The organism is Haemophilus sp. CCUG 66565 (assembly GCF_001679495.1).
Taxonomy (GTDB): domain Bacteria; phylum Pseudomonadota; class Gammaproteobacteria; order Enterobacterales; family Pasteurellaceae; genus Haemophilus; species Haemophilus haemolyticus_K.
Map to the genome: position 1 here is coordinate 193982 of NZ_LZOX01000017.1, position 19703 is coordinate 213684.

The 19703-nt window shown below is 39.2% G+C and carries 18 protein-coding genes; 5 read left to right on the forward strand and 13 right to left on the reverse strand.

Annotated features, from left to right (window positions below; all coding sequences use genetic code 11):
• Positions 1–42 precede the first annotated feature (42 nt).
• From A9501_RS08775 to pyrR, 12 genes are all read right to left on the reverse strand, one after another.
• Entirely contained in the window at positions 43–1713 is a 1671-nt protein-coding gene (locus tag A9501_RS08775) for a fructose-specific PTS transporter subunit EIIC (protein WP_065265599.1), read from the reverse strand.
• A 1-nt stretch (position 1714) separates the two neighbouring features.
• Complete coding sequence (gene fruK, locus A9501_RS08780; protein ID WP_065265600.1) at positions 1715–2656, reverse strand: 1-phosphofructokinase; 942 nt, start codon at positions 2654–2656, stop codon at positions 1715–1717.
• Between the two features lies 1 nt (position 2657).
• Positions 2658–4157, reverse strand: coding sequence for a fused PTS fructose transporter subunit IIA/HPr protein (fruB, locus tag A9501_RS08785; protein ID WP_065265601.1), 1500 nt, complete (start codon positions 4155–4157; stop codon positions 2658–2660).
• A 71-nt stretch (positions 4158–4228) separates the two neighbouring features.
• Positions 4229–4759 carry a hypothetical protein gene (locus A9501_RS08790; protein ID WP_065265602.1) on the reverse strand — a complete coding sequence of 177 codons (531 nt, stop codon included), beginning with the start codon at positions 4757–4759 and terminating at the stop codon, positions 4229–4231.
• 72 nt (positions 4760–4831) lie between these two features.
• Positions 4832–6130 carry a hemolysin family protein gene (locus A9501_RS08795; protein ID WP_005635716.1) on the reverse strand — a complete coding sequence of 433 codons (1299 nt, stop codon included), beginning with the start codon at positions 6128–6130 and terminating at the stop codon, positions 4832–4834.
• Between the two features lie 50 nt (positions 6131–6180).
• Positions 6181–6705: a DUF1523 family protein gene (locus A9501_RS08800; protein ID WP_005626131.1), complete on the reverse strand. Its 525-nt coding sequence runs from the start codon at positions 6703–6705 to the stop codon at positions 6181–6183.
• Positions 6706–6731: 26 nt separating this feature from the next.
• Entirely contained in the window at positions 6732–7514 is a 783-nt protein-coding gene (locus A9501_RS08805; RefSeq protein ID WP_065265603.1) for a YchF/TatD family DNA exonuclease, read from the reverse strand.
• A gap of 54 nt (positions 7515–7568) precedes the next feature.
• Positions 7569–8552, reverse strand: coding sequence for a DNA polymerase III subunit delta' (locus A9501_RS08810; protein ID WP_065265604.1), 984 nt, complete (start codon positions 8550–8552; stop codon positions 7569–7571).
• Positions 8549–9181 carry a dTMP kinase gene (gene tmk, locus A9501_RS08815; RefSeq protein WP_065265605.1) on the reverse strand — a complete coding sequence of 211 codons (633 nt, stop codon included), beginning with the start codon at positions 9179–9181 and terminating at the stop codon, positions 8549–8551. The genes A9501_RS08810 and tmk overlap by 4 nt, the downstream gene beginning before the upstream one ends.
• Before the next feature lie 15 nt (positions 9182–9196).
• Positions 9197–10240, reverse strand: a complete 1044-nt coding sequence (gene mltG, locus A9501_RS08820; protein ID WP_065265606.1) for an endolytic transglycosylase MltG — start codon at positions 10238–10240, stop codon at positions 9197–9199.
• Positions 10241–10309: 69 nt separating this feature from the next.
• Complete coding sequence (locus A9501_RS08825) at positions 10310–11299, reverse strand: peptidylprolyl isomerase (RefSeq protein WP_065265607.1); 990 nt, start codon at positions 11297–11299, stop codon at positions 10310–10312.
• 74 nt (positions 11300–11373) lie between these two features.
• Entirely contained in the window at positions 11374–11913 is a 540-nt protein-coding gene (gene pyrR, locus A9501_RS08830) for a bifunctional pyr operon transcriptional regulator/uracil phosphoribosyltransferase PyrR (RefSeq protein WP_048952948.1), read from the reverse strand.
• A gap of 139 nt (positions 11914–12052) precedes the next feature.
• Between pyrR and mazG the strand changes: the two genes are divergently transcribed.
• A complete protein-coding gene (mazG, locus tag A9501_RS08835; RefSeq protein WP_065265608.1) occupies positions 12053–12844 on the forward strand; it encodes a nucleoside triphosphate pyrophosphohydrolase in 792 nt (263 codons plus the stop codon).
• Between the two features lie 48 nt (positions 12845–12892).
• Here the strand turns inward: mazG and A9501_RS08840 are convergent, their stop codons facing one another.
• A complete protein-coding gene (locus A9501_RS08840) occupies positions 12893–13768 on the reverse strand; it encodes a VirK/YbjX family protein (RefSeq protein ID WP_065265609.1) in 876 nt (291 codons plus the stop codon).
• 189 nt (positions 13769–13957) lie between these two features.
• On the opposite strand from A9501_RS08840, the gene lon reads away from it, so the two are divergent.
• The 4 genes from lon to serA all read left to right on the forward strand — a co-directional run bounded on the left by lon (position 13958) and on the right by serA (position 19680).
• Positions 13958–16372: an endopeptidase La gene (gene lon / locus A9501_RS08845; protein WP_065265610.1), complete on the forward strand. Its 2415-nt coding sequence runs from the start codon at positions 13958–13960 to the stop codon at positions 16370–16372.
• 133 nt (positions 16373–16505) lie between these two features.
• Positions 16506–17657 (forward strand): radical SAM family heme chaperone HemW, encoded by a 1152-nt coding sequence (hemW, locus tag A9501_RS08850; RefSeq protein ID WP_065265611.1) that lies wholly within the window; start codon positions 16506–16508, stop codon positions 17655–17657.
• 101 nt (positions 17658–17758) lie between these two features.
• Complete coding sequence (gene rpiA, locus A9501_RS08855) at positions 17759–18418, forward strand: ribose-5-phosphate isomerase RpiA (protein WP_005627100.1); 660 nt, start codon at positions 17759–17761, stop codon at positions 18416–18418.
• Positions 18419–18447: 29 nt separating this feature from the next.
• Positions 18448–19680: a phosphoglycerate dehydrogenase gene (serA, locus tag A9501_RS08860; RefSeq protein ID WP_046950465.1), complete on the forward strand. Its 1233-nt coding sequence runs from the start codon at positions 18448–18450 to the stop codon at positions 19678–19680.
• Positions 19681–19703: the final 23 nt, after the last annotated feature.

Genomic DNA, 19703 nt, shown 5'->3' on the forward strand with positions numbered 1-19703 from the left:
CCGATTCAAATGAATCGGCTTTTTTACATTCAAAGTGCGGTATTATTCCGCATTGTTTTTCGATTTAATAATGGCATAAACCACACCTGTTGATAAAGCACCAATCGCAATTGCACCAAGATATTTCAACGGCTCAGATACAAATGGAATTACAAATAATCCGCCGTGTGGAGCTTGTAATGTAATATTTAAGCCCATAGAAATCGCACCAGCCACTGCACCACCAATCACAGAGCTAATAATGACACGAATTGGATCTGCTGCCACAAATGGTAATGCACCTTCGGAAATAAAACATAAACCAAGAACGAATGATGCTTTCCCCGCATCGCGTTGGCTAACAGTGAATTTATTGCGAGCAATCCAAGTCGCCACTGTCATACCAATTGGTGGAACCATACCCGCGGCCATTGCCGCAGCCATTGGCGTATAAATTTGGGATGCAATCAATCCAACAGAAAAGGTGTATGCTGCTTTATTTACCGGCCCGCCCATATCGATACACATCATTGCACCAATAATTGCGCCTAACACAATCGCATTCACTTCGCCCATTGAAGTAAGCCAATTACTTAGCTCTTTCATAATTTCAGCTACTGGTGGATTAATGAGGTAAATCATCGTCAAACCAACAATCATCGAACCCAAGAGCGGTAAAATTAAAATCGGTTTTAATGAAGTCAGGCTTGCTGGCAATCGAATAATCACATTCAGCCCTTTCACTACATAGCCCGCTAAGAAACCCGCAATAATACCGCCAAGAATCCCTGCACCCGCTTCACTTGCCAGCATCCCCGCAATCAAACCAACTGCAAGCCCTGGACGATCAGCGATAGAAAATGCAACATAACCGGCAAACACGGCAATCATTAACTTGAACGCCACACCACTACCGATATTCATCAACATATTGGGAAGATCTTGAAAAACTCCTGTATTTTCAATTACATTAAAACTGAACATAAACGAAATCGCGATCAACAACCCACCCGCAACCACTAACGGTAACATATGAGAAACGCCAGTCATTAAGTGTTTGTACACACCTTTTTTCTCACGGCTTTCTTCTTTTGAGCCAGCATTATTTCTGCCATCAAAAACTTTGGCCTCTTTAAATGCTTTATCAAATTCTTGCTCGGTTTTCTTCAAGGCTAATCCTGTTGAAGTGCGATACATTGGTTTACCTTTAAATTTATCTAAAGACACATCAATATCTGCTGCAACAAATACCAAATCAGCCGCCGCGACTTCTTCTGCAGTAATTTCATTGCCAGCCCCAACTTGACCACGGGTTTCAACTTTTACATTCCAACCTTGTTTTTTCGCATAGGCTTCAATCGCTTCGGCTGACATAAACGTATGTGCAACGCCAGTTGGACAAGCAGTTACCGCAACAATATTTTTTACACCAGAAACACCTGTAAAATTCACCGCACTTTTCGGAGCAACATAATCTGCTCCATTGGCTAAGGCATTTGCCAGCGTGACTTCAGGAGAAATCATGGCGATAGCTTCGCCGATAATAAAGACTTTTTTACCAACTAACGCAGGGTTATTGGGTAATACAGAACCAAATACGAGAACAAGATCTGCTTCGGCTGGTGTTTCTACAATAGAGACATTTGCTTTTTGCGCAGCTACTCGAAAAACTTCATGTAATAAATAGGCTTTCGCATCGCCTACATTAGCTGATTGGGTTAAAAATAACTTCATACTATCCTTCAATCATCGTTATTTGTACTTTTTCTAAAATGGGCTCAAGTAAATTCAAATCACTCACACCGACATTACTTTGAGACACCGCAAAAGCGGACACAGCCGTAGCAAAAGCTAAGGTTTCAGCTTTCGATAAACCTTTTTCAAAACCATAAATTAAGCCTGCTACCATTGAATCGCCTGCCCCAACAGTACTCACTACATTTTCACATTTTGGCGGTTCGGCTTTGAGCACGCTTTCATTATTAATCCATAAAGAACCTTTGGCTCCCATTGAAATAATCACGTTTTCAATACCTTCCGCTTTGAGTTGCTGTGCAGCAGCAATAATTTCTTCAAGACGATTTAATGGATGACCAACCCAAGCCTCAAGTTCTCGATGATTGGGTTTTACTAGCCAAGGTTTCGCTTTTAATCCAGCGGTAAGCGCAGCATTGCTACTATCAAGCACCACTTTTACGCCAGCTTGGTGAAGCTGACTCAACCAATCAGCAAATAATTCAGGAGATACACCTAGAGGTAAACTGCCACAAACTGCGACAATGTCATAATTTAAACAATAAGCCAAAGAATCCGTCACAAATTGTTGCCAAACTTGTGGGCTTATTTGATATCCCAAGAAATTTAAATCTGTCACATCTGCTTCAGTTTCGGTAATTTTTACATTGATACGAGTTTTGCCATCCACACGGTTGAATTTATCTTCCAAACCGTGCTTATTAAACATTTGCTCGAAATCAGCTGAATTATCCTCGCCCAAGAAACCGCCTACTGAAACATCAACGCCTAAATCTTTTAGTACTTTTGCGACATTAATGCCTTTCCCCGCAGGAAATAAGCCAAGGGTTTCTACGGTATTTACTTCACCAAGTTGGATATGAGTTAAACGCCCGACTAAATCATAGGCGGAATTTAAAGTAATTGTTACAACGCTTGCCATACTATTCCCCTAAACCCGATTCAATCACAGCACCGATTCCATCAATAGCCTGTTGCGCTTCATCGCCCGTTGCAACAAAACGTAAACGAGTCCCTTTTACTACGCCTAATGCCACAATTTTCATTAAGCTTTTAGCACTCACTAATTGAGAATTACGATCAAGATTCTGAACCGCTACAGAGGCATTATATTTTTTCACTTCGTTTACCAACACTGCACTTGGGCGAGCGTGCAAACCGTGTTCATTCTTAATTACAAACACTGCCTCAATAGCATTTGCCGGCAAGTTATTATCTTCTGTTACCTCTGGTGCGTGAATTTGCTCCCCCATAATTTCAATGGTATCTGGTTCAGATGGCGGCACGGCAGAAACATTCTCACCCAAGCCGTCGGCAATCACTTTGCCCAATGCTTCAATAGCTTGTTTTGCATCTTCCCCTTCTGCCACAAAACGTAAACGATGCCCTTGTATTACACCAAGTGCAACAATCTTCATCAAACTTTTTGCACTGACGACTTCACTTTCACGAGTAAGATTTTGCACGGTAATTTTCGAAGTGAATTTTTTCACTTCATTAACCAAATTCGCACTTGGACGCGCATGTAAACCATGTTCATTACGAATCGTAAAGGTTCCTACAACAGCACCTTCTACAGATTGAGTTTCAACATCACACTCTGAACCCAAAAGTGCGGTCAAAATTTCTGTTGAATTACCATTGAGTAAGGTTGTTTGGACATCGTCATCTAATAAACGCGCTAAAGTTGGATTAATTTGATCACTGATAGCTGAAACGGTTATCACGCCTTTTACAGCTTTGCCATTGTGGCTAAAAATCGTTTTGGCACGACTAAATGCCAAGGCATTTTTCACATTCCCTACGACAGAATCGGTTACCCATAACCCTTTGCCAAGTGGTAATGCCGCATTATTAATCACCTCAGAAATAAAGCGATTTTCTACCGCACTTTGCATCTGTAATTGCCCCGCATTAATCGCGACTAAAGTTAATAAACTTTGGGTATCTACATCTACACTGATATTGGCAGCAGGAATTTCAAATGGCTCAATTGTCTCGCCCATTAAAATCGCACGAAATTCAGCAACATCCGTTATTTTTGCTAATTTCGCTGCGGTATCTTCATCACTCAAAACGTGAGTAAGTTGACGTAATAAGGACAAATGCTCATCAGATCGCGCCGCAATACCAATCACGACATAAGCAATATTTCCTTCTCCCCATTCTATGCCTTGAGGAAATTGAAACACTTGCACGCCCGTTTTCTTTACCATCGAACGAGTATCCAAGGTGCCATGAGGAATAGCGATGCCATTGCCTAAAAAGGTTGAGGTTTGCAACTCGCGCGCTAGCATTCCTTGCAAGTAACCATTTTCCACATTGTCTGCTTGAACTAATGCGGACGCTGCGATTTCAATCGCTTGTTGTTTATCAGCTGCGTTAGCATTTAAATGAATGTTGCTTTCCGAAAGTTCTAACATTCTTGCTCCTTAATAATTTAAAAATAAAGCTGCTGGTGAAATAAATCGACCAGCAGCTTGTTGAAAAACAATTATTTAGATGTGCAGGCTTTCAGCAGTGCTTCACTACCTTGCGCAATATATTCATCATTTTCACCGCGCTCTTTGCCTTTTTGCAAATCACGCATCGCATCATAAATACCTTGAGTTATGCTTTGCGAATCCACTTTTTCCCAACAATTTGCGTTCAAACGTTTAATGTTCGCTTGCAATGCTTCCGCATGTAACACGCCGCTATAATAAGCATATACATCAGAATCATGGCCGCCTGTATAAAGTTTATCCTGAATTTGTTTAACAGGAACTAAAATACGGCCTAGATACCAGTCATTCGCACCACTTGCAAAATTATCTACAAAGAAATTTTCATTCACGCGACCTTTATATGTCGCTATAGTCGCTTCATAAGCTGCTGCATAGGATTTCTGATCGATTTTATCTTTATCTAAATCAATCACTTTTTTATCGTTCCCTATAAATGGAATATAGTTGGTAACCGATGACCAAGAAGAACAACCTGCCAACATTAACGTAAAAAATAAAACAGAGATTTTTTTAAACATAGTCATACCTGATTAAAGTTAATAAAACGCCGCCATTATACTGGCTGAAGGGGATTAAAGAAAGGGCGGTAATTATTCCGCCTCTTTTACTAAAGACACCAAAATCTGATCGATTTTAAAGTTTTCCGTATCAATTACTTCAAACTTGTATTTTCCGTAAACCACAGAATCGGTTTTTTTCGGAATTTTACGTAGCATATACATCATAAAGCCACTGATGGTTTCGTAATTTTCTTCATCAGGGAAAGATTCAATATCTAACACTCGTGTCACATCTTCTAATGGCGTTGCGCCATCAATAAGCCACGAATTTTCATCACGACTAACAATATATTCTTCTTCGTTAGAAACCAATTCCCCCATGACAATACTCATGACATCATTTAGCGTAACAATACCTACTACAAGGGCATATTCATTCACAATAATCGCAAAATCTTCACCGGTAGATTTAAACAATTCCAACACTTCGTAAAGAGAAAGCGTATCAGGCACAAATAATGCTTTACGTAGTAGTTTAGGATCAGTCAGCACCACATTTTCATTCTGCAAATACATGGTTAGCAACGTATGGGATTCGACATAACCTAAGATTTTGTCGAGGCTATTGTCACAAATCACGATTTTAGAATGAGAATCACGAGAAAGCGTATCCATGACTTCTTGGCGAGAAAAAGTGCGGTCTAAATACACGATATTTTCACGGGTTGTCATGGTGGAAGTCACTGTACGCGCTTGCATATCGAAAATATTTTCGATGAGATAATGCTCTTGAGTTTTCAATACACCTGCTTCTGCACCTGCTTCTACTACAGCGAAAATATCTTCAGACGTCATGCCATCTTCACGCACAGTGGAAATACGAAATAAGCGGAAAAATACATTAGCAATCGTATCAAAAAACCATACAAGTGGCTTAAACACAAACATACTGAAATTCATGATGCCGACAACACGCAAAGCCACCATTTCCGGATAAGTAATAGCAATACGTTTTGGAATAAGATCAGCAAATAAGATAAAGAAACAAGTAACCAATACAAACGCAATTGTGGAAGCTGTTGGCTCAATCCAATCGCCCACAAAAGAGCGGCTTAAAATTTCCGCGATATAAGGACTTAGTGCGCTTTCACCAATTCCCCCTCCAAGAATTGCCACCATATTCAAACCAATTTGAACTACGGTAATAAAACGACCAGGATGCTCTTGTAATTTAAGCACTTGAAGCGCACGCACATCCCCTTCATTTGCAAGGGTTTGTAGTTTCAATTTACGCGAACCCGCCAGTGAAATTTCTGCAGAAGAAACAACCGCACTAATTAGAATTAAGGCAATAATCGCCAAAATAGTATGAAATAATTCCATAATCATTACTCAAAAATATGAAAGAAAACGACCGCACTTTGCGGCCGTTCAGGATATTACTCTTCGCTGTCAAACCAGCCACGAACAAATTGAATAGACAAGAATAAAGTAGCTAACAGGAATGCATAGAAAATCCAAGAAACGATTGGATGACTTGGCGTGTCGTCAGCAGTAATTTCTTTTATTGAGGTTGCATTGCGATATTCATCCATCATCGTAATACGCCAACCATAGTATTTAATTTGCACAAGTTTGTTGTCATTACCCAAAGCCTGCGCTTCAGCCTGTAAATTGGCCGATCCAAATTTGAAGTAAAACGGGAAACCCCAACGTGTATCTTCATTGCGATACACCATAATTTTTCCATCGTCATTTTGCGTATTGATGTAATACACATCACGTGTTGGGCCATCAGCTGGATTCGATTTTGTGATGGGCCCATCTTTATCAACGCGTTTTACTTCTACGCCAGTAACACGTGTCACATCGTAATGAGGGAACACATAATTCACCACAGAAAACATAAAACCGTGGAATAAAAAAACAACAATAAATAAGAAATATTTAAAAAACTTTCGCATACTTTTCCCTTGTCAGAACTGTGCATTTATTCTACACGAATTTTAAATAAACGCTCGAAATTTTGCGTGGTGATTCTAGCAAACGACTCAGCCGAAACACCCTTTAATGTTGCCACATATTCACATACTTCTCTCGTATAAGCCGGTTGGTTTTCTTTTCCTCGATAAGGTACTGGCGCAAGATAAGGAGAATCCGTTTCAACCAATAAGCGATCCGTTGGCACATAACGAACAACCTCACGAATCGCTTCGGCATTTTTAAAGGTGACAATGCCAGAACAAGAAATATAAAAACCTAAATCCAACGCTTTTTTCGCAAATTCCATGCTTTCCGTAAAACAATGAATAACGCCACCGCACTTTTCAGCATGGTGCTGGCGTAACATTGCAATGGTGTCATCGCCCGCAGAACGAGTATGAATAATTACTGGCTTATCTAACTGGTTTGCAATATCGATTTGGCTACCAAACACCGCTTGTTGCTCCGCTTTATTGTCCGCGCTGTAATAATAATCCAATCCAATTTCGCCAATAGCAATCACTTTTGGATCTTGCGCTAAACGTAATAAGCGTTCTGCGTCATAAGGTTCCTCTTCAAAATCCAGTGGGTGAACACCGCAAGCAAGCGAGACATTATTAAATTCGCGCAAAGATTCATAAGCCTGCTCAAAACGGCTTAATGTTACACCAATCGCGAGCAAATGTTTCACATCACGCGCGCGTGCTTTTTCCACCACATCCGCGATGTTTTTGTGTAAATTTTCATAATCCAAAGCATCTAAATGACAGTGGGAATCAACAATGAACATAATTATTTTTCCTTATGCCTAAGGCTTGAACGCCATAGGCGATATATCTTTAATTTATTGCGTTTCAAATACTTCAGTGACTAATCGCGTCAAGCCATCTAATAGCATCAAGTCAACATTCACACCATTAATTGTAAGCAAATCTGACCGCACTTTTTGCATAATTTTGATTGCTTGTAATAAACCAAGGGCTGTTTGCTCATCGCTGAATTGTTCGATACCACGACCAAGATCGGCAACTTGTCGATGACTGTCAATTTCAAGTTTATGTTTTAAACAATCGGAAAGAAAAGCCAAAATCCAATCCACTTGCTGAACATAGCGTTCTTTATCAAACAACTGAAGTAATTCCAATGGCGAACGTCGGCGATAGAACACCCAAAATTGACGTAAGAAGTTTTTACGCTGTTCAATCAGCCCTTGTTGTAAAGTTTCTAAGGCTAAAAGCGGTCGTCCAAGATTCATCGCAAGTGCGGTCAAAATTTCCTGATTTTCAGCCGCACTTTCTGATTTCAACCAATCAAGAGCCATTTGTTCATTAGGCACGGACAGATTCCACACTTGGCAACGACTGTAAATGGTTGCCAACAAACTTGACGAACTATCCGTTTGAAGCAAAAAATAAGTATTTGGACGAGGCTCTTCCAATGTTTTCAATAATGCATTGGCAGCTGCTTCTGTTAAACGTTCTGCTCCTTGCACATACACTACTTTATTGCCGTTTTGTTGTGCATGTTGAGTAACCATTTCATTAATGTCGCGTACTTGATCGACGCCAATATCCTTGCCGTCATTAGGGCTTAATTCATGATAATCTGGATGGCTATGGGCCTGCATTAAATGACAAGAATGACATTGACCACAAGGTTTATCACCTTGAGCCACACACATTATTTTCTGTGCAAGCGCATTAAATAAGCTTTCCACGCCTAAACCAGAATCAGCTTTAATCAGCACAGCATGATGCCCCAAACCTTCGTCAAAGGTTTGAGTAATTTGATGATAAATTGGCATTAACCAAGGGTAAAGTGCGGTCATTTTTCGTTTGATTTCCACCAATTTTTTACCGCGCTTTCGATATCAGCTTGAACAAGTTCAATACTCTGCTCTGCATTAATCATTACTGCTTTTGGATTATCTTTTACTAACGCTAAATAGCGTGCTCGAGTACGATGGAAAAAATCCAAATCCATTTGCTCAATACGATCTAACTCGCCACGTCCACGAGCTCGCGCTAAACCGACAATCGGATCTATATCCAAATAAATGGTGAGATCTGGCTCAAAATCACCTAATACGGTTTCTTTCAAGGTGAGCATAAAATGCGGGTCTAATTGACGCCCACCACCTTGATACGCCTGAGATGACATATCATGGCGATCACCTACTACCCATTTTCCTTGCATTAAAGCAGGTTTAATCACATTTTCCACCAACTGAATACGAGCCGCATAAAGCATTAATAACTCTGCTTTATCTGTCACAGGTTCTTCGGTTTCGTGTTTGATGAGATGACGTAATTTCTCTGCCAACGGGGTCCCACCAGGTTCTCGTGTAAACACGACATCTTGAATACCAAGTTCATGCAAAACTCGCACAACAGACTGATGAGCGGAACTTTTCCCCGCACCTTCCAAACCTTCAATGACAATAAACTTTCCTTTCATATTTTTTCTGCACTTTTATTTGGCATTTTTCTGACTGCGATACCAACGTAAATATTCTTGCACCGCTTTATTATGTTCATTCAAATTTCGGGTAAATTTATGCCCACCAGAACCATCTGCCACAAAATAATAAAAATCTGTTTTTTCTGGATGCGCAACAGACTGTAATGAACTTTCACTTGGCATAGTAATTGGCGTTGGCGGCAATCCATCAATCACATACGTATTATAAGGCGTTGACATTTCTAAATCTTTTTTACGAATATTACCACTATAATTCTCGCCCATACCATAAATTACCGTTGGATCCGTTTGTAATTTCATTTTTGCTTTTAAGCGGTTGAGAAATACAGAGGCCACTTTTGCTCGCTCATCAGCCACGCCCGTTTCTTTTTCCACGATAGAAGCCATAATCAACATTTCATAAGGATTTGCTAAAGGTAAATCCTCATCACGCTCGTTCCAAGCCTTATTTAACGCCTTTTTCATTCGCTCAGCCGCTCGCTTCAGTAGCTCTAAGTCTGTCGATTTAGGCGTATAGTTATAAGTATCAGGATAAAGCCAACCTTCCACATTTTTTAGTTCAAGATTTTGACCGACATCTGGCAAATCAAGTAATGTGAAAATATCTTCGTTACTCTTATCTTTCAAGGTTTGCACCAAGTGCGGTGCATTTTCAAGATCTTTTCGCCAATCCTTGAAGGTTTTTCCTTCAATCCATTTTACATTGAACTGCACTTCCTTACCTGAATTAAGCAAATCCAGTAAATCTTGCACGGTTTTAACATTCTCAAGAGAATAAGTCCCAGCTTTTATTTTATTTAGTTCAGGTTTCAACTTCAGTAAATAAGGCAATAATTTCCCATCATCAATTAACTTTTCTTGCTCAAAAAGTGCGGCTAATTTTGAACCTGTTGTGCCACGTTCAATCGTTAAAAGTTGATCGGCCTGCACATTTACCGGTGTTTTTACAAATTCAATAATTTTGTAATAACCAAAACTGGCCACGCCCGCTAAAATCAAAATTAAAAGTAAAATCGCAATTAAAAATTTCTTCATAAGCTATAAGAAAGAGAAAATAAAAAACAACAAAAGGGGCAATTAAGCCCCTTTCTTTTAAATATTAAATCATTTATTAAAATATTGGATATCTGCTTTTTTACGCAATGCTTTAACCCAGTCTTTTGTTGCATCTTGCAACTGAGAATTTACTAAATGTTCATAGGCTTTTTGTGCGTAGGACTCTGCAGTAAGATCGCCGTCTCGCATTCCTGTCACTTCTAAAATATGCCAGCCAAACTCTGTTTTAAACGGTGCAGAAATTACTCCTTGTTTACTTTGTACAACAGTTTGTGCAAACTGTGGCGCATAAGTTTCGGGGAATGCATAACCTAAGCTGCCGCCATTTGCGCCGGATAAATAATCTTTTGAATATTTTAACGCTGCATCTGAGAAAGAAATTTTTCCAGCAATAATATCTGAGCGAATTTTGGTAAGTTCTGCTTTGGCTTGCGCATCATTTAGCATTGGATTTAGTTTAAGCAAAATATGACGAACTTCATATTCTTTTCCTGTTATTTTCTGTGCAGAACCTTTTTCTTTTGCTTCCTCTAACATTTTTTGTCCAAGGGCCCAAGCTTCACTACGTGCTTGTTCAACATCCACGCTTTCATGAATTACTTTATTTCGAATTGCATCGCGGGTCATCGTTTGTAATTGGTTTTCCCAGGCTTTTTTGACATCTTTTGCGATACGTTGGCGAAATTCATTTAGTGAGGAACCTTCATTACTTAGCGCAATAGCGAACTGCCCCAAGGTTAAATTGTTTGCTGCAGCAATATGATTAAGTTGTTGCTCTACAGCTGCATTTAATGCTTTAGGGTCAATTGAGGGGGCTTTCACATCTTGCATTGCTTGATGAAGCAAAATGTCATCAATGATTTTATCTAAAGCAACTTGGCGATCTCCATTTTTTCCTATATTTGCTTGAATCTGGCTTTCAAGGACTGGAACGCCATTCACCATTGCTACAACACGTTCTTCGGCTTTTACAACAGAAGCTAAAACAATGGCGCCAATAGTGGCTAGAAACAATGATTTAAATGTAGATTTTTTCATTTCTGTTTTATCAAAAAGTATCAACAATGCTCTTTAGATTATCAGTTCTAAAGAAGGTTCACAAGTGACAGTAATTATTTCCCAATAATAGCAACTTCATAGCAACCATCATATTTTTCAGTGCGAACTTGTACTAATTCCTCGCGACTTGTTGGGACATTTTTTCCTACATAGTCAGCCCTAATTGGTAGTTCTCTATGTCCACGATCGATAAAAATGACTAACTCAATTTTTGCCGCTCTACCAAAATCAGTGAGTGCATCCATTGCTGCTCGAATGGTTCGACCAGTAAAAAGTACATCATCGACAAGAATTACTGTTTTGTCTTGAATATTCAAATATTGTGAGGAGCCACTGTATACAGGCATTTTATCCTCTTGATCTACTAAGGTTAGATCGTCTCGGTAAAAGGTAATATCCAGTTCCATAGATGGTAATTTATTACCACTTAATTTTTCTACTCTATGCTGTAATAATGCGGCAATTTCAGCCCCGCGGCGTTTGATTCCAACAATCACTACATTATCGAGAGATTGGTGTTTTTCAATGATTTCATGGGAAATGCGTGAAATTGTACGAGAAAAACGATCGTGATCGATAATAATTTTTTCCATCTTGTCCAGCTTAATAAAAGATTTTCTAGGGGCTAGAGTATAAAGAAAAAGTAGTTAAAAAGCGATTGTATTTACACCCTTTTTCTTATTGTTCCGTTATACTATTAAACAGATAGATTATTGATTAGGAGGCGAGACAATGCATTATTCTATTCAGGATTTTATTCAACTTATTGCTCAATTGCGTAATCCAAATGGCGGATGTCCTTGGGATTTAAAACAAAATTATGAATCCATGATTCCTTGCTTAACGGAAGAAACTTACGAAGTAATCGAAGCGATTGAGAAGAAAGACATACCAAATTTACGCGAAGAATTAGGGGATTTATTGTTACAAGTCGTTTTCTTCAGCCAGCTTGCTACGGAAGATAAATACTTTACTTTTGACGATGTATTGCAAGATGTAGCTGAAAAAATTGTGCGCCGTCATCCTCACGTGTTTGGTGATGCAAAAGCGGGGGACGAAACAGAAGCCCTTTCCCGTTGGAACGAAATGAAAGCCAAAGAAAAACAAGGTAAAAGTGCAGAAACCTCTATTTTAGATAATATACCTCGTGCTTTGCCTTCTCTTACTCGAGCAGCAAAATTACAAAAATGTTGTTCAAAAGTAGGTTTTGATTGGGAAGAAATTTCACCCGTATTTGACAAAGTGCGGGAAGAATTAGAAGAAGTTCAAGCTGAAGTTAACCGCACCTCGATTGAACAAAATAAAGTGGAGGAGGAAATCGGCGATTTATTGTTCGCAACCGTCAATCTTGCTCGCCACTTAAAATGTGATCCTGAAGATGCATTGCGAAAAGCGAATTTAAAATTTGAACGTCGTTTTCGAGCAGTAGAACAAGCGGTTCAACAACAAGGTAAGCAAGTTAATGATGTGCCACTTATTGAATTAGATTTGTTGTGGGATGAAGTGAAAAAACAAGAAAACTAATTGAGAAGTGCGGTAAAAATTTCTCTCATTTTTACCGCACTTTCTTCGTTAAAGTTGCTGAATATTCAATGCCATTTGGTCTAACATTTCATAACGTTTACGATACATAGAACGTTTTTTACTTGCGATATCTTCTAACTGTTTGCGTTCAATATCTAAAGGTAATTGCCAATAATTATTGCGATATTCCCCTTGATTCTCTTGCCAGAACTCATCGTAATTAAACAAAATCTTACTGCGCGCAGAAAGACGATATTTTCCTTGCGCTTTGTGCGGAATGCCCACTAACTCGCATTGCCATTTTTCAGCGAGCATTTTGAATGCATTGACTAACAGAAACATTGGACGCATACCGTGCAATGCTTTCGTAGCCTGTTTCACAAGCTCTTGAGCATTGTCACTTGAGGGGCCTTGAATCGAGGCGATAAGCAATTTATTCGGGCTCAAAAAAGTGAAAGAAGCATCGTATACTCGCTCATTATGTTGATTACGAATATTAATAGAAAAATACCCTTCAAAGGGATCGATATGGTTGATACTCAAAGATAAACGCAAATCATCGGTTAATTGTGTTAACATAATATTTTGTTGATCTAATAATTGTTGGCAAACCGAACGTCCCATTTTTTCTTCTGCCAAACGTAAATTCTCCGTAATCGCCGTTAAACGTTCTGAAGCAGAAAAGCGTTTATCGCAAAAAGTAGTCAGAACTGTATTGATACGATAATAATCTTGTGTAAATAGAGGCTGCCATTGAATTTCTGTATTAAGAAAATCCACTAATTGGCTACATTGCTTTTGATACAACCATTTATAGCCATAATAACGTAATTTTTCCCGCACTTGTTTGAGAAAAGGGCGATCCTTAGAATAAGGATACATTTGAACGTAAGTGGGGAAAATAAAATTATTTTTCGTGGACATAACTCAATATTTTGTAAAATTTAATAAAATTGTCAGCCATTTTAGCGATTATCACTTCATTTGCCAAAATTCTTTTTTGTTTAAAACCCACTTTACAACTCAGATTTTGTTATAATCTTTTCCTTGAATTCCTTTTTCCCTACCCCAATATTTACCCAAATTATCAGAAAGAATTAAGAGAGATAAATTATGGCGAAGAATACCCAACGTACGATGCCTGTGTTGCCATTACGCGATGTCGTCGTTTTCCCTTATATGGTGATGCCACTTTTTGTAGGGCGTGCGAAATCAATTAATGCCCTTGAAGAAGCGATGAACGATGATAAACAGCTTCTTTTGGTATCTCAGAGAGAAGCAGATTTGGAAGAACCTACCCCTGAAGATTTATTTGATGTAGGTACCATTGCTAACATTATTCAGTTACTAAAATTACCTGATGGCACAGTGAAAGTGCTCGTTGAAGGCCAGCAACGTGCAAAAATTTCGAGTATTGAAGATGGTGAGAAATGCTTTTCTGCTCAAATAACGCCTATCGAAACGACTTATGGTGATGAGAAAGAATTACATGTCGTGAGAAGTACGGTGTTGTCTGAGTTTGAAAATTATCTTACTCTGAATAAAAAGGTACCTGCTGATATATTAAATGCTATTCAACGTATTGATAATGTAGATCGTTTTGCTGATACGATGGCTGCACATTTGCCAGTTGCTGTGCATCATAAGCAGAATGCATTAGAAATTGTTGATGTACAAGCTCGCTTAGAGTTTTTGCTCGGTATAATGGAGTCGGAAGCGGACATTCTTCAAGTAGAAAAACGTATTCGTGGCCGAGTAAAAAAACAAATGGAGAAAAGCCAGCGCAACTATTATCTTAGCGAGCAAATTAAAGCCATTCGTAAAGAAATGGATGATGGTGAAAGTGAGGATACGATTGATGAAGTTGAACAACTTCGTCAAAAAGTAGAAGCTGCTGGCATGCCAGCAGATGTGCGCAATAAAGTGGAAAATGAGCTACAAAAACTCAAAATGATGTCATCCATGTCTTCTGAAGCAACCGTTGTTCGTAGCTACATTGAATGGATGATCCAAGTGCCTTGGCATCAACGTTCTAAAGTGAAAAAAGACATTTCGAAAGCACAACAAGTATTAGATGCCGATCACTATGGTTTAGAACGAGTGAAAGAACGTATTCTTGAATATCTTGCAGTACAAGCACGTTTAAACAAAGTGAAAGGACCTATTCTTTGCTTAGTTGGCCCTCCTGGCGTAGGTAAAACCTCTCTTGGTCAGTCTATTGCCAATGCTACTGGTCGTAAATATGTACGCATGGCATTAGGCGGTGTTCGCGATGAGGCAGAAATCCGTGGTCACCGTAAAACCTATATTGGTGCATTGCCGGGTAAATTAATTCAAAAGATGGCAAAAGTGGGTGTAAAAAATCCATTATTCTTGCTTGATGAAATCGACAAAATGGCATCCGATATGCGAGGTGACCCAGCATCAGCATTGCTTGAAGTATTAGATCCCGAGCAAAACACCACGTTTAACGATCACTATTTAGAAGTGGATTATGATCTTTCTGATGTAATGTTTGTAGCAACATCAAACTCTATGAACATTCCAGGCCCATTATTGGATCGTATGGAAGTGATTCGTCTTTCTGGTTACACAGAAGATGAAAAACTTAATATTGCGATGCGTCATTTGTTAGCGAAACAAATTGAACGTAATGGTTTGAAGAAAGGCGAGCTTACCGTCGAAGAAAATGCAATTTTAGATATTATCCGCTATTACACACGTGAAGCGGGCGTTCGTGGATTAGAACGTGAAATCTCAAAAATCTGCCGTAAAGCAGTGAAAAATTTATTGGTAAATCCAAAACTTAAATCTATCACGGTAAATTCAGATAATCTGCACGATTATCTTGGCGTCAAACGCTTTGAATTTGGCAAAGCCGACACACAAAACCGCATTGGTGAAGTAACAGGCCTAGCTTGGACAGAAGTGGGCGGCGATTTACTCACTATTGAAACCGCATCTGTTGTTGGAAAAGGAAAACTCACATTTACCGGTTCATTAGGTGATGTGATGAAAGAATCCATCCAAGCGGCCATGACTGTTGTGCGAGCTCGTGCGGATAAACTAGGTATTAATTCTGAGTTCCATGAGAAACGAGACATTCATATTCACGTGCCAGATGGTGCAACACCAAAAGATGGTCCGAGTGCAGGTATTGCAATGTGTACGGCATTAGTTTCTTGTTTAACAGGTAATCCTGTACGTGCTAATGTAGCCATGACAGGTGAAATCAGTTTACGCGGAAAAGTGTTACCAATCGGTGGATTAAAAGAAAAACTTCTTGCGGCACATCGTGGTGGAATTAAAACCGTATTAATTCCAAAAGAGAACGTTAAAGATTTCGAAGAAATTCCAGAAAACGTAAAACAAAATCTTGCGATTCATGCAGTAGAAACCATTGATGAAGTACTTGGTCTTGCGTTGGAAAATCCGCCTGAAGGCATTGAGTTTGTCAAAATTGAAGCTAAAGCGGCAAAATCACCTCGCCGTAAAGCGACCAGTAAGACAACAAGAGCGGTCAATTAATTGAATGTTTTAGGGCCTGTGAAAACAGGCCCTTTTTATCAAAATTCACAGCGTCAACCAAGATGCCATATTTGCACAACATTAATTTGTACTTTTTCAACTGTTCTCACATTTAAAACTTGTTAATAACACCATGCTCAAACTTCCTCCACTTTCCCTTTATGTACACATTCCATGGTGCGTTCAAAAATGCCCTTATTGTGATTTCAATTCGCACGCACAAAAAGGCGATATACCAGAACAAGACTATATTCATCACCTTCTAAAAGATCTACAAACCGATTTACAGCGCTTTAAAGATTCTATTCAGCAGCGAAAACTCCATTCAATTTTTATTGGTGGCGGTACGCCAAGTTTATTCTCTGCAGAAAGCATTGCGTATCTCTTAAAAGAAATAAAAACGCAGATTGATTTTGAAGATAATATTGAAATCACATTAGAAGCTAATCCTGGCACGGTAGAAGCTGAACGTTTTAAAGGTTATGTATCCGCAGGGGTTACGCGAATTTCTATGGGGATACAAAGTTTTAATGATGACAAATTACAGCGTCTTGGGCGAATTCATAATGCAGCAGAGGCAAAAAGCGCGGTCAATTTAGCGAAAGTTTCTGGGCTAAAAAGTTTCAATTTAGATTTAATGCACGGTTTGCCAAACCAAACGCTGGAAGAGGCTTTAGATGATCTTCGTCAAGCTATTGAGCTATCGCCTCCTCACCTTTCTTGGTATCAGCTCACTATTGAGCCAAATACAATGTTTGCTTACCGCCCACCAAAATTACCAGATGACGATGAGCTTTGGGATATTTTTGAGCAAGGCCACCAACTTTTAACCGCAGCAGGCTATCAGCAATACGAAACCTCAGCTTACGCAAAAACAGGTTTTCAATGTAAACATAATTTGAATTATTGGCGGTTTGGGGATTATTTAGCCATTGGCTGTGGTGCACACGGGAAATTGACGTTTCCGAATGGCGAGATTACCCGTTTTTCTAAAACCAAACACCCGAAAGGTTATTTACGTGGCGAATATTTTTACGAAGAAAAAAATGTGCCAGAAATTGACCGCCCTTTTGAGTTTTTTATGAATCGCTTTCGTTTGTTAGAAGCGGTACCCAAACAAGAGTTTGAAGATTACACAGGTTTATCGCAAAGTGCGGTGAAAAATCAAATTGATTTTGCTATTCAACAAAACTATATTGTGGAAAACGATGATTCTTGGCAAATCACTGAGCATGGCAAATTATTTCTCAATGAACTATTGGAATTATTTTTAACGGAATCGTAGCTCATCCGTTAAACCTCTCATTGCTGAAAATTACACTTGTTTATTAAATACTCTCGTAATAAAGTAAAGCAATCGTTCACTTATTAAAATAAGGAAAAGAAATGAATCAATTAGAAATGAAAAAACTCGCTGCACAAGCCGCATTACAATATGTAAAAGCTGACACAATTGTTGGCGTGGGAAGCGGCTCCACGGTAAACTGCTTTATTGAGGCTTTAGGTACAATCAAAGATAAAATTCAAGGCGCAGTTGCAGCTTCAAAAGCATCAGAAGAATTATTACGTAAACAAGGTATCGAAGTATTTAATGCAAATGATGTCTCTAGCTTAGATATTTATGTGGATGGTGCAGATGAAATCAATCCACAAAAAATGATGATTAAAGGCGGTGGCGCAGCGCTCACTCGTGAAAAAATCGTTGCTGCATTAGCGAAAAAATTTATTTGTATTGTGGATTCTAGTAAACAAGTGGATGTGTTAGGTTCGACCTTCCCATTACCAGTTGAAGTTATTCCAATGGCTCGTTCACAAGTAGGCAGAAAATTAGCCGCACTTGGTGGCGCCCCTGAATATCGTGAAGGTGTGGTGACTGACAACGGCAATGTGATTTTAGATGTGCACAACTTCACTATTTTAAATCCAGTCGAAATGGAAAAAGAATTAAACAACGTTGCGGGTGTCGTCACTAATGGGATATTCGCGTTACGTGGCGCAGACGTTGTGATCGTCGGTACACCTGAAGGCGCCAAAATTATTGACTAATTCATAATAAAAATCATAAGGAAGCAAACATGACAAACAAAGTCTCTCTAGACAAATCAAAAATCAAATTTGTATTGTTTGAAGGTGTGCATCAAAGCGCACTTGATACGCTCCATGCGGCAGGCTATACCAATATTGATTACTATAAAAAAGCACTAGATGGTAATGAATTAAAAGAAGCCATTAAAGATGCACACTTTATCGGCTTGCGTTCTCGCACCCATTTAACGGCAGAAATGATTGAGGCCGCACCCAAATTAATCGCAGTGGGATGTTTCTGTATTGGTACCAACCAAGTGGATTTAAACGCAGCAAAAGCGCGTGGAATCCCTGTATTTAATGCCCCATTCTCAAACACTCGCTCCGTTGCAGAACTTGTATTAGGTGAGATTTTATTACTTATGCGCAATGTGCCACAGGCTAATGCCGAAGTACATCGTGGCGTCTGGAATAAATCAGCAACTGGATCTCATGAAGTGCGGGGTAAAAAATTAGGAATTATTGGTTACGGCCACATTGGTTCACAATTAAGTATTATTGCGGAATCATTAGGCATGGATGTACATTTCTACGATATCGAAAATAAACTTCCGCTCGGTAATGCCAAACAGGTTCGTAGCCTTGAAGAATTACTCAGTTCTTGCGATGTGGTTTCATTACATGTGCCAGAACTGCCATCTACCAAAAACTTAATGAACGCTGAGCGTATCGCACAATTAAAACAAGGTGCAATTTTGATCAATGCTGCGCGTGGCACAGTGGTAGATATTGATGCGCTCGCTCAAGCCTTAAAAGACGGGAAAATTCACGGTGCTGCAATTGATGTATTCCCAATTGAACCTGCGTCAATTAATGAAGAATTTGTCTCGCCGTTACGCGAATTTGATAATGTGATTTTAACACCACATATCGGTGGTTCAACAGCTGAAGCACAGGAAAATATCGGTTTTGAAGTGGCAGGCAAATTTGTCAAATATTCAGACAATGGTTCAACACTTTCTTCCGTCAACTTCCCTGAAGTATCTTTACCAGAACATGAAGGAACAAAACGCTTATTGCATATTCACGAAAATCGTCCTGGTATATTGAATAAACTGAACCAAATTTTCGTCGAAGCTAACCTCAATATTGCGGCGCAATATTTACAAACTGACCCGAAAATTGGTTATGTTGTCGTAGATGTAGAAACGAATGATGCATCGCCATTACTGACAAAATTGAAGGAAATCGATGGCACAATTCGTGCGCGAGTACTTTATTAGTTAGAAAATAACCCAACTTATAT

Bases quoted from the DNA above. Each gene is read 5' to 3' on its own strand.
- A9501_RS08775 (WP_065265599.1), bottom strand. From the start codon at position 1,713: ATGAAGTTATTTTTAACCCAATCAGCTAATGTAGGCGATGCGAAAGCC.
- fruK (WP_065265600.1), bottom strand. From the start codon at position 2,656: ATGGCAAGCGTTGTAACAATTACTTTAAATTCCGCCTATGATTTAGTC.
- fruB (WP_065265601.1), bottom strand. From the start codon at position 4,157: ATGTTAGAACTTTCGGAAAGCAACATTCATTTAAATGCTAACGCAGCT.
- A9501_RS08790 (WP_065265602.1), bottom strand. From the start codon at position 4,759: ATGTTTAAAAAAATCTCTGTTTTATTTTTTACGTTAATGTTGGCAGGT.
- A9501_RS08795 (WP_005635716.1), bottom strand. From the start codon at position 6,130: ATGATTATGGAATTATTTCATACTATTTTGGCGATTATTGCCTTAATT.
- A9501_RS08800 (WP_005626131.1), bottom strand. From the start codon at position 6,705: ATGCGAAAGTTTTTTAAATATTTCTTATTTATTGTTGTTTTTTTATTC.
- A9501_RS08805 (WP_065265603.1), bottom strand. From the start codon at position 7,514: ATGTTCATTGTTGATTCCCACTGTCATTTAGATGCTTTGGATTATGAA.
- A9501_RS08810 (WP_065265604.1), bottom strand. From the start codon at position 8,552: ATGACCGCACTTTACCCTTGGTTAATGCCAATTTATCATCAAATTACT.
- tmk (WP_065265605.1), bottom strand. From the start codon at position 9,181: ATGAAAGGAAAGTTTATTGTCATTGAAGGTTTGGAAGGTGCGGGGAAA.
- mltG (WP_065265606.1), bottom strand. From the start codon at position 10,240: ATGAAGAAATTTTTAATTGCGATTTTACTTTTAATTTTGATTTTAGCG.
- A9501_RS08825 (WP_065265607.1), bottom strand. From the start codon at position 11,299: ATGAAAAAATCTACATTTAAATCATTGTTTCTAGCCACTATTGGCGCC.
- pyrR (WP_048952948.1), bottom strand. From the start codon at position 11,913: ATGGAAAAAATTATTATCGATCACGATCGTTTTTCTCGTACAATTTCA.
- mazG (WP_065265608.1), top strand. From the start codon at position 12,053: ATGCATTATTCTATTCAGGATTTTATTCAACTTATTGCTCAATTGCGT.
- A9501_RS08840 (WP_065265609.1), bottom strand. From the start codon at position 13,768: ATGTCCACGAAAAATAATTTTATTTTCCCCACTTACGTTCAAATGTAT.
- lon (WP_065265610.1), top strand. From the start codon at position 13,958: ATGGCGAAGAATACCCAACGTACGATGCCTGTGTTGCCATTACGCGAT.
- hemW (WP_065265611.1), top strand. From the start codon at position 16,506: ATGCTCAAACTTCCTCCACTTTCCCTTTATGTACACATTCCATGGTGC.
- rpiA (WP_005627100.1), top strand. From the start codon at position 17,759: ATGAATCAATTAGAAATGAAAAAACTCGCTGCACAAGCCGCATTACAA.
- serA (WP_046950465.1), top strand. From the start codon at position 18,448: ATGACAAACAAAGTCTCTCTAGACAAATCAAAAATCAAATTTGTATTG.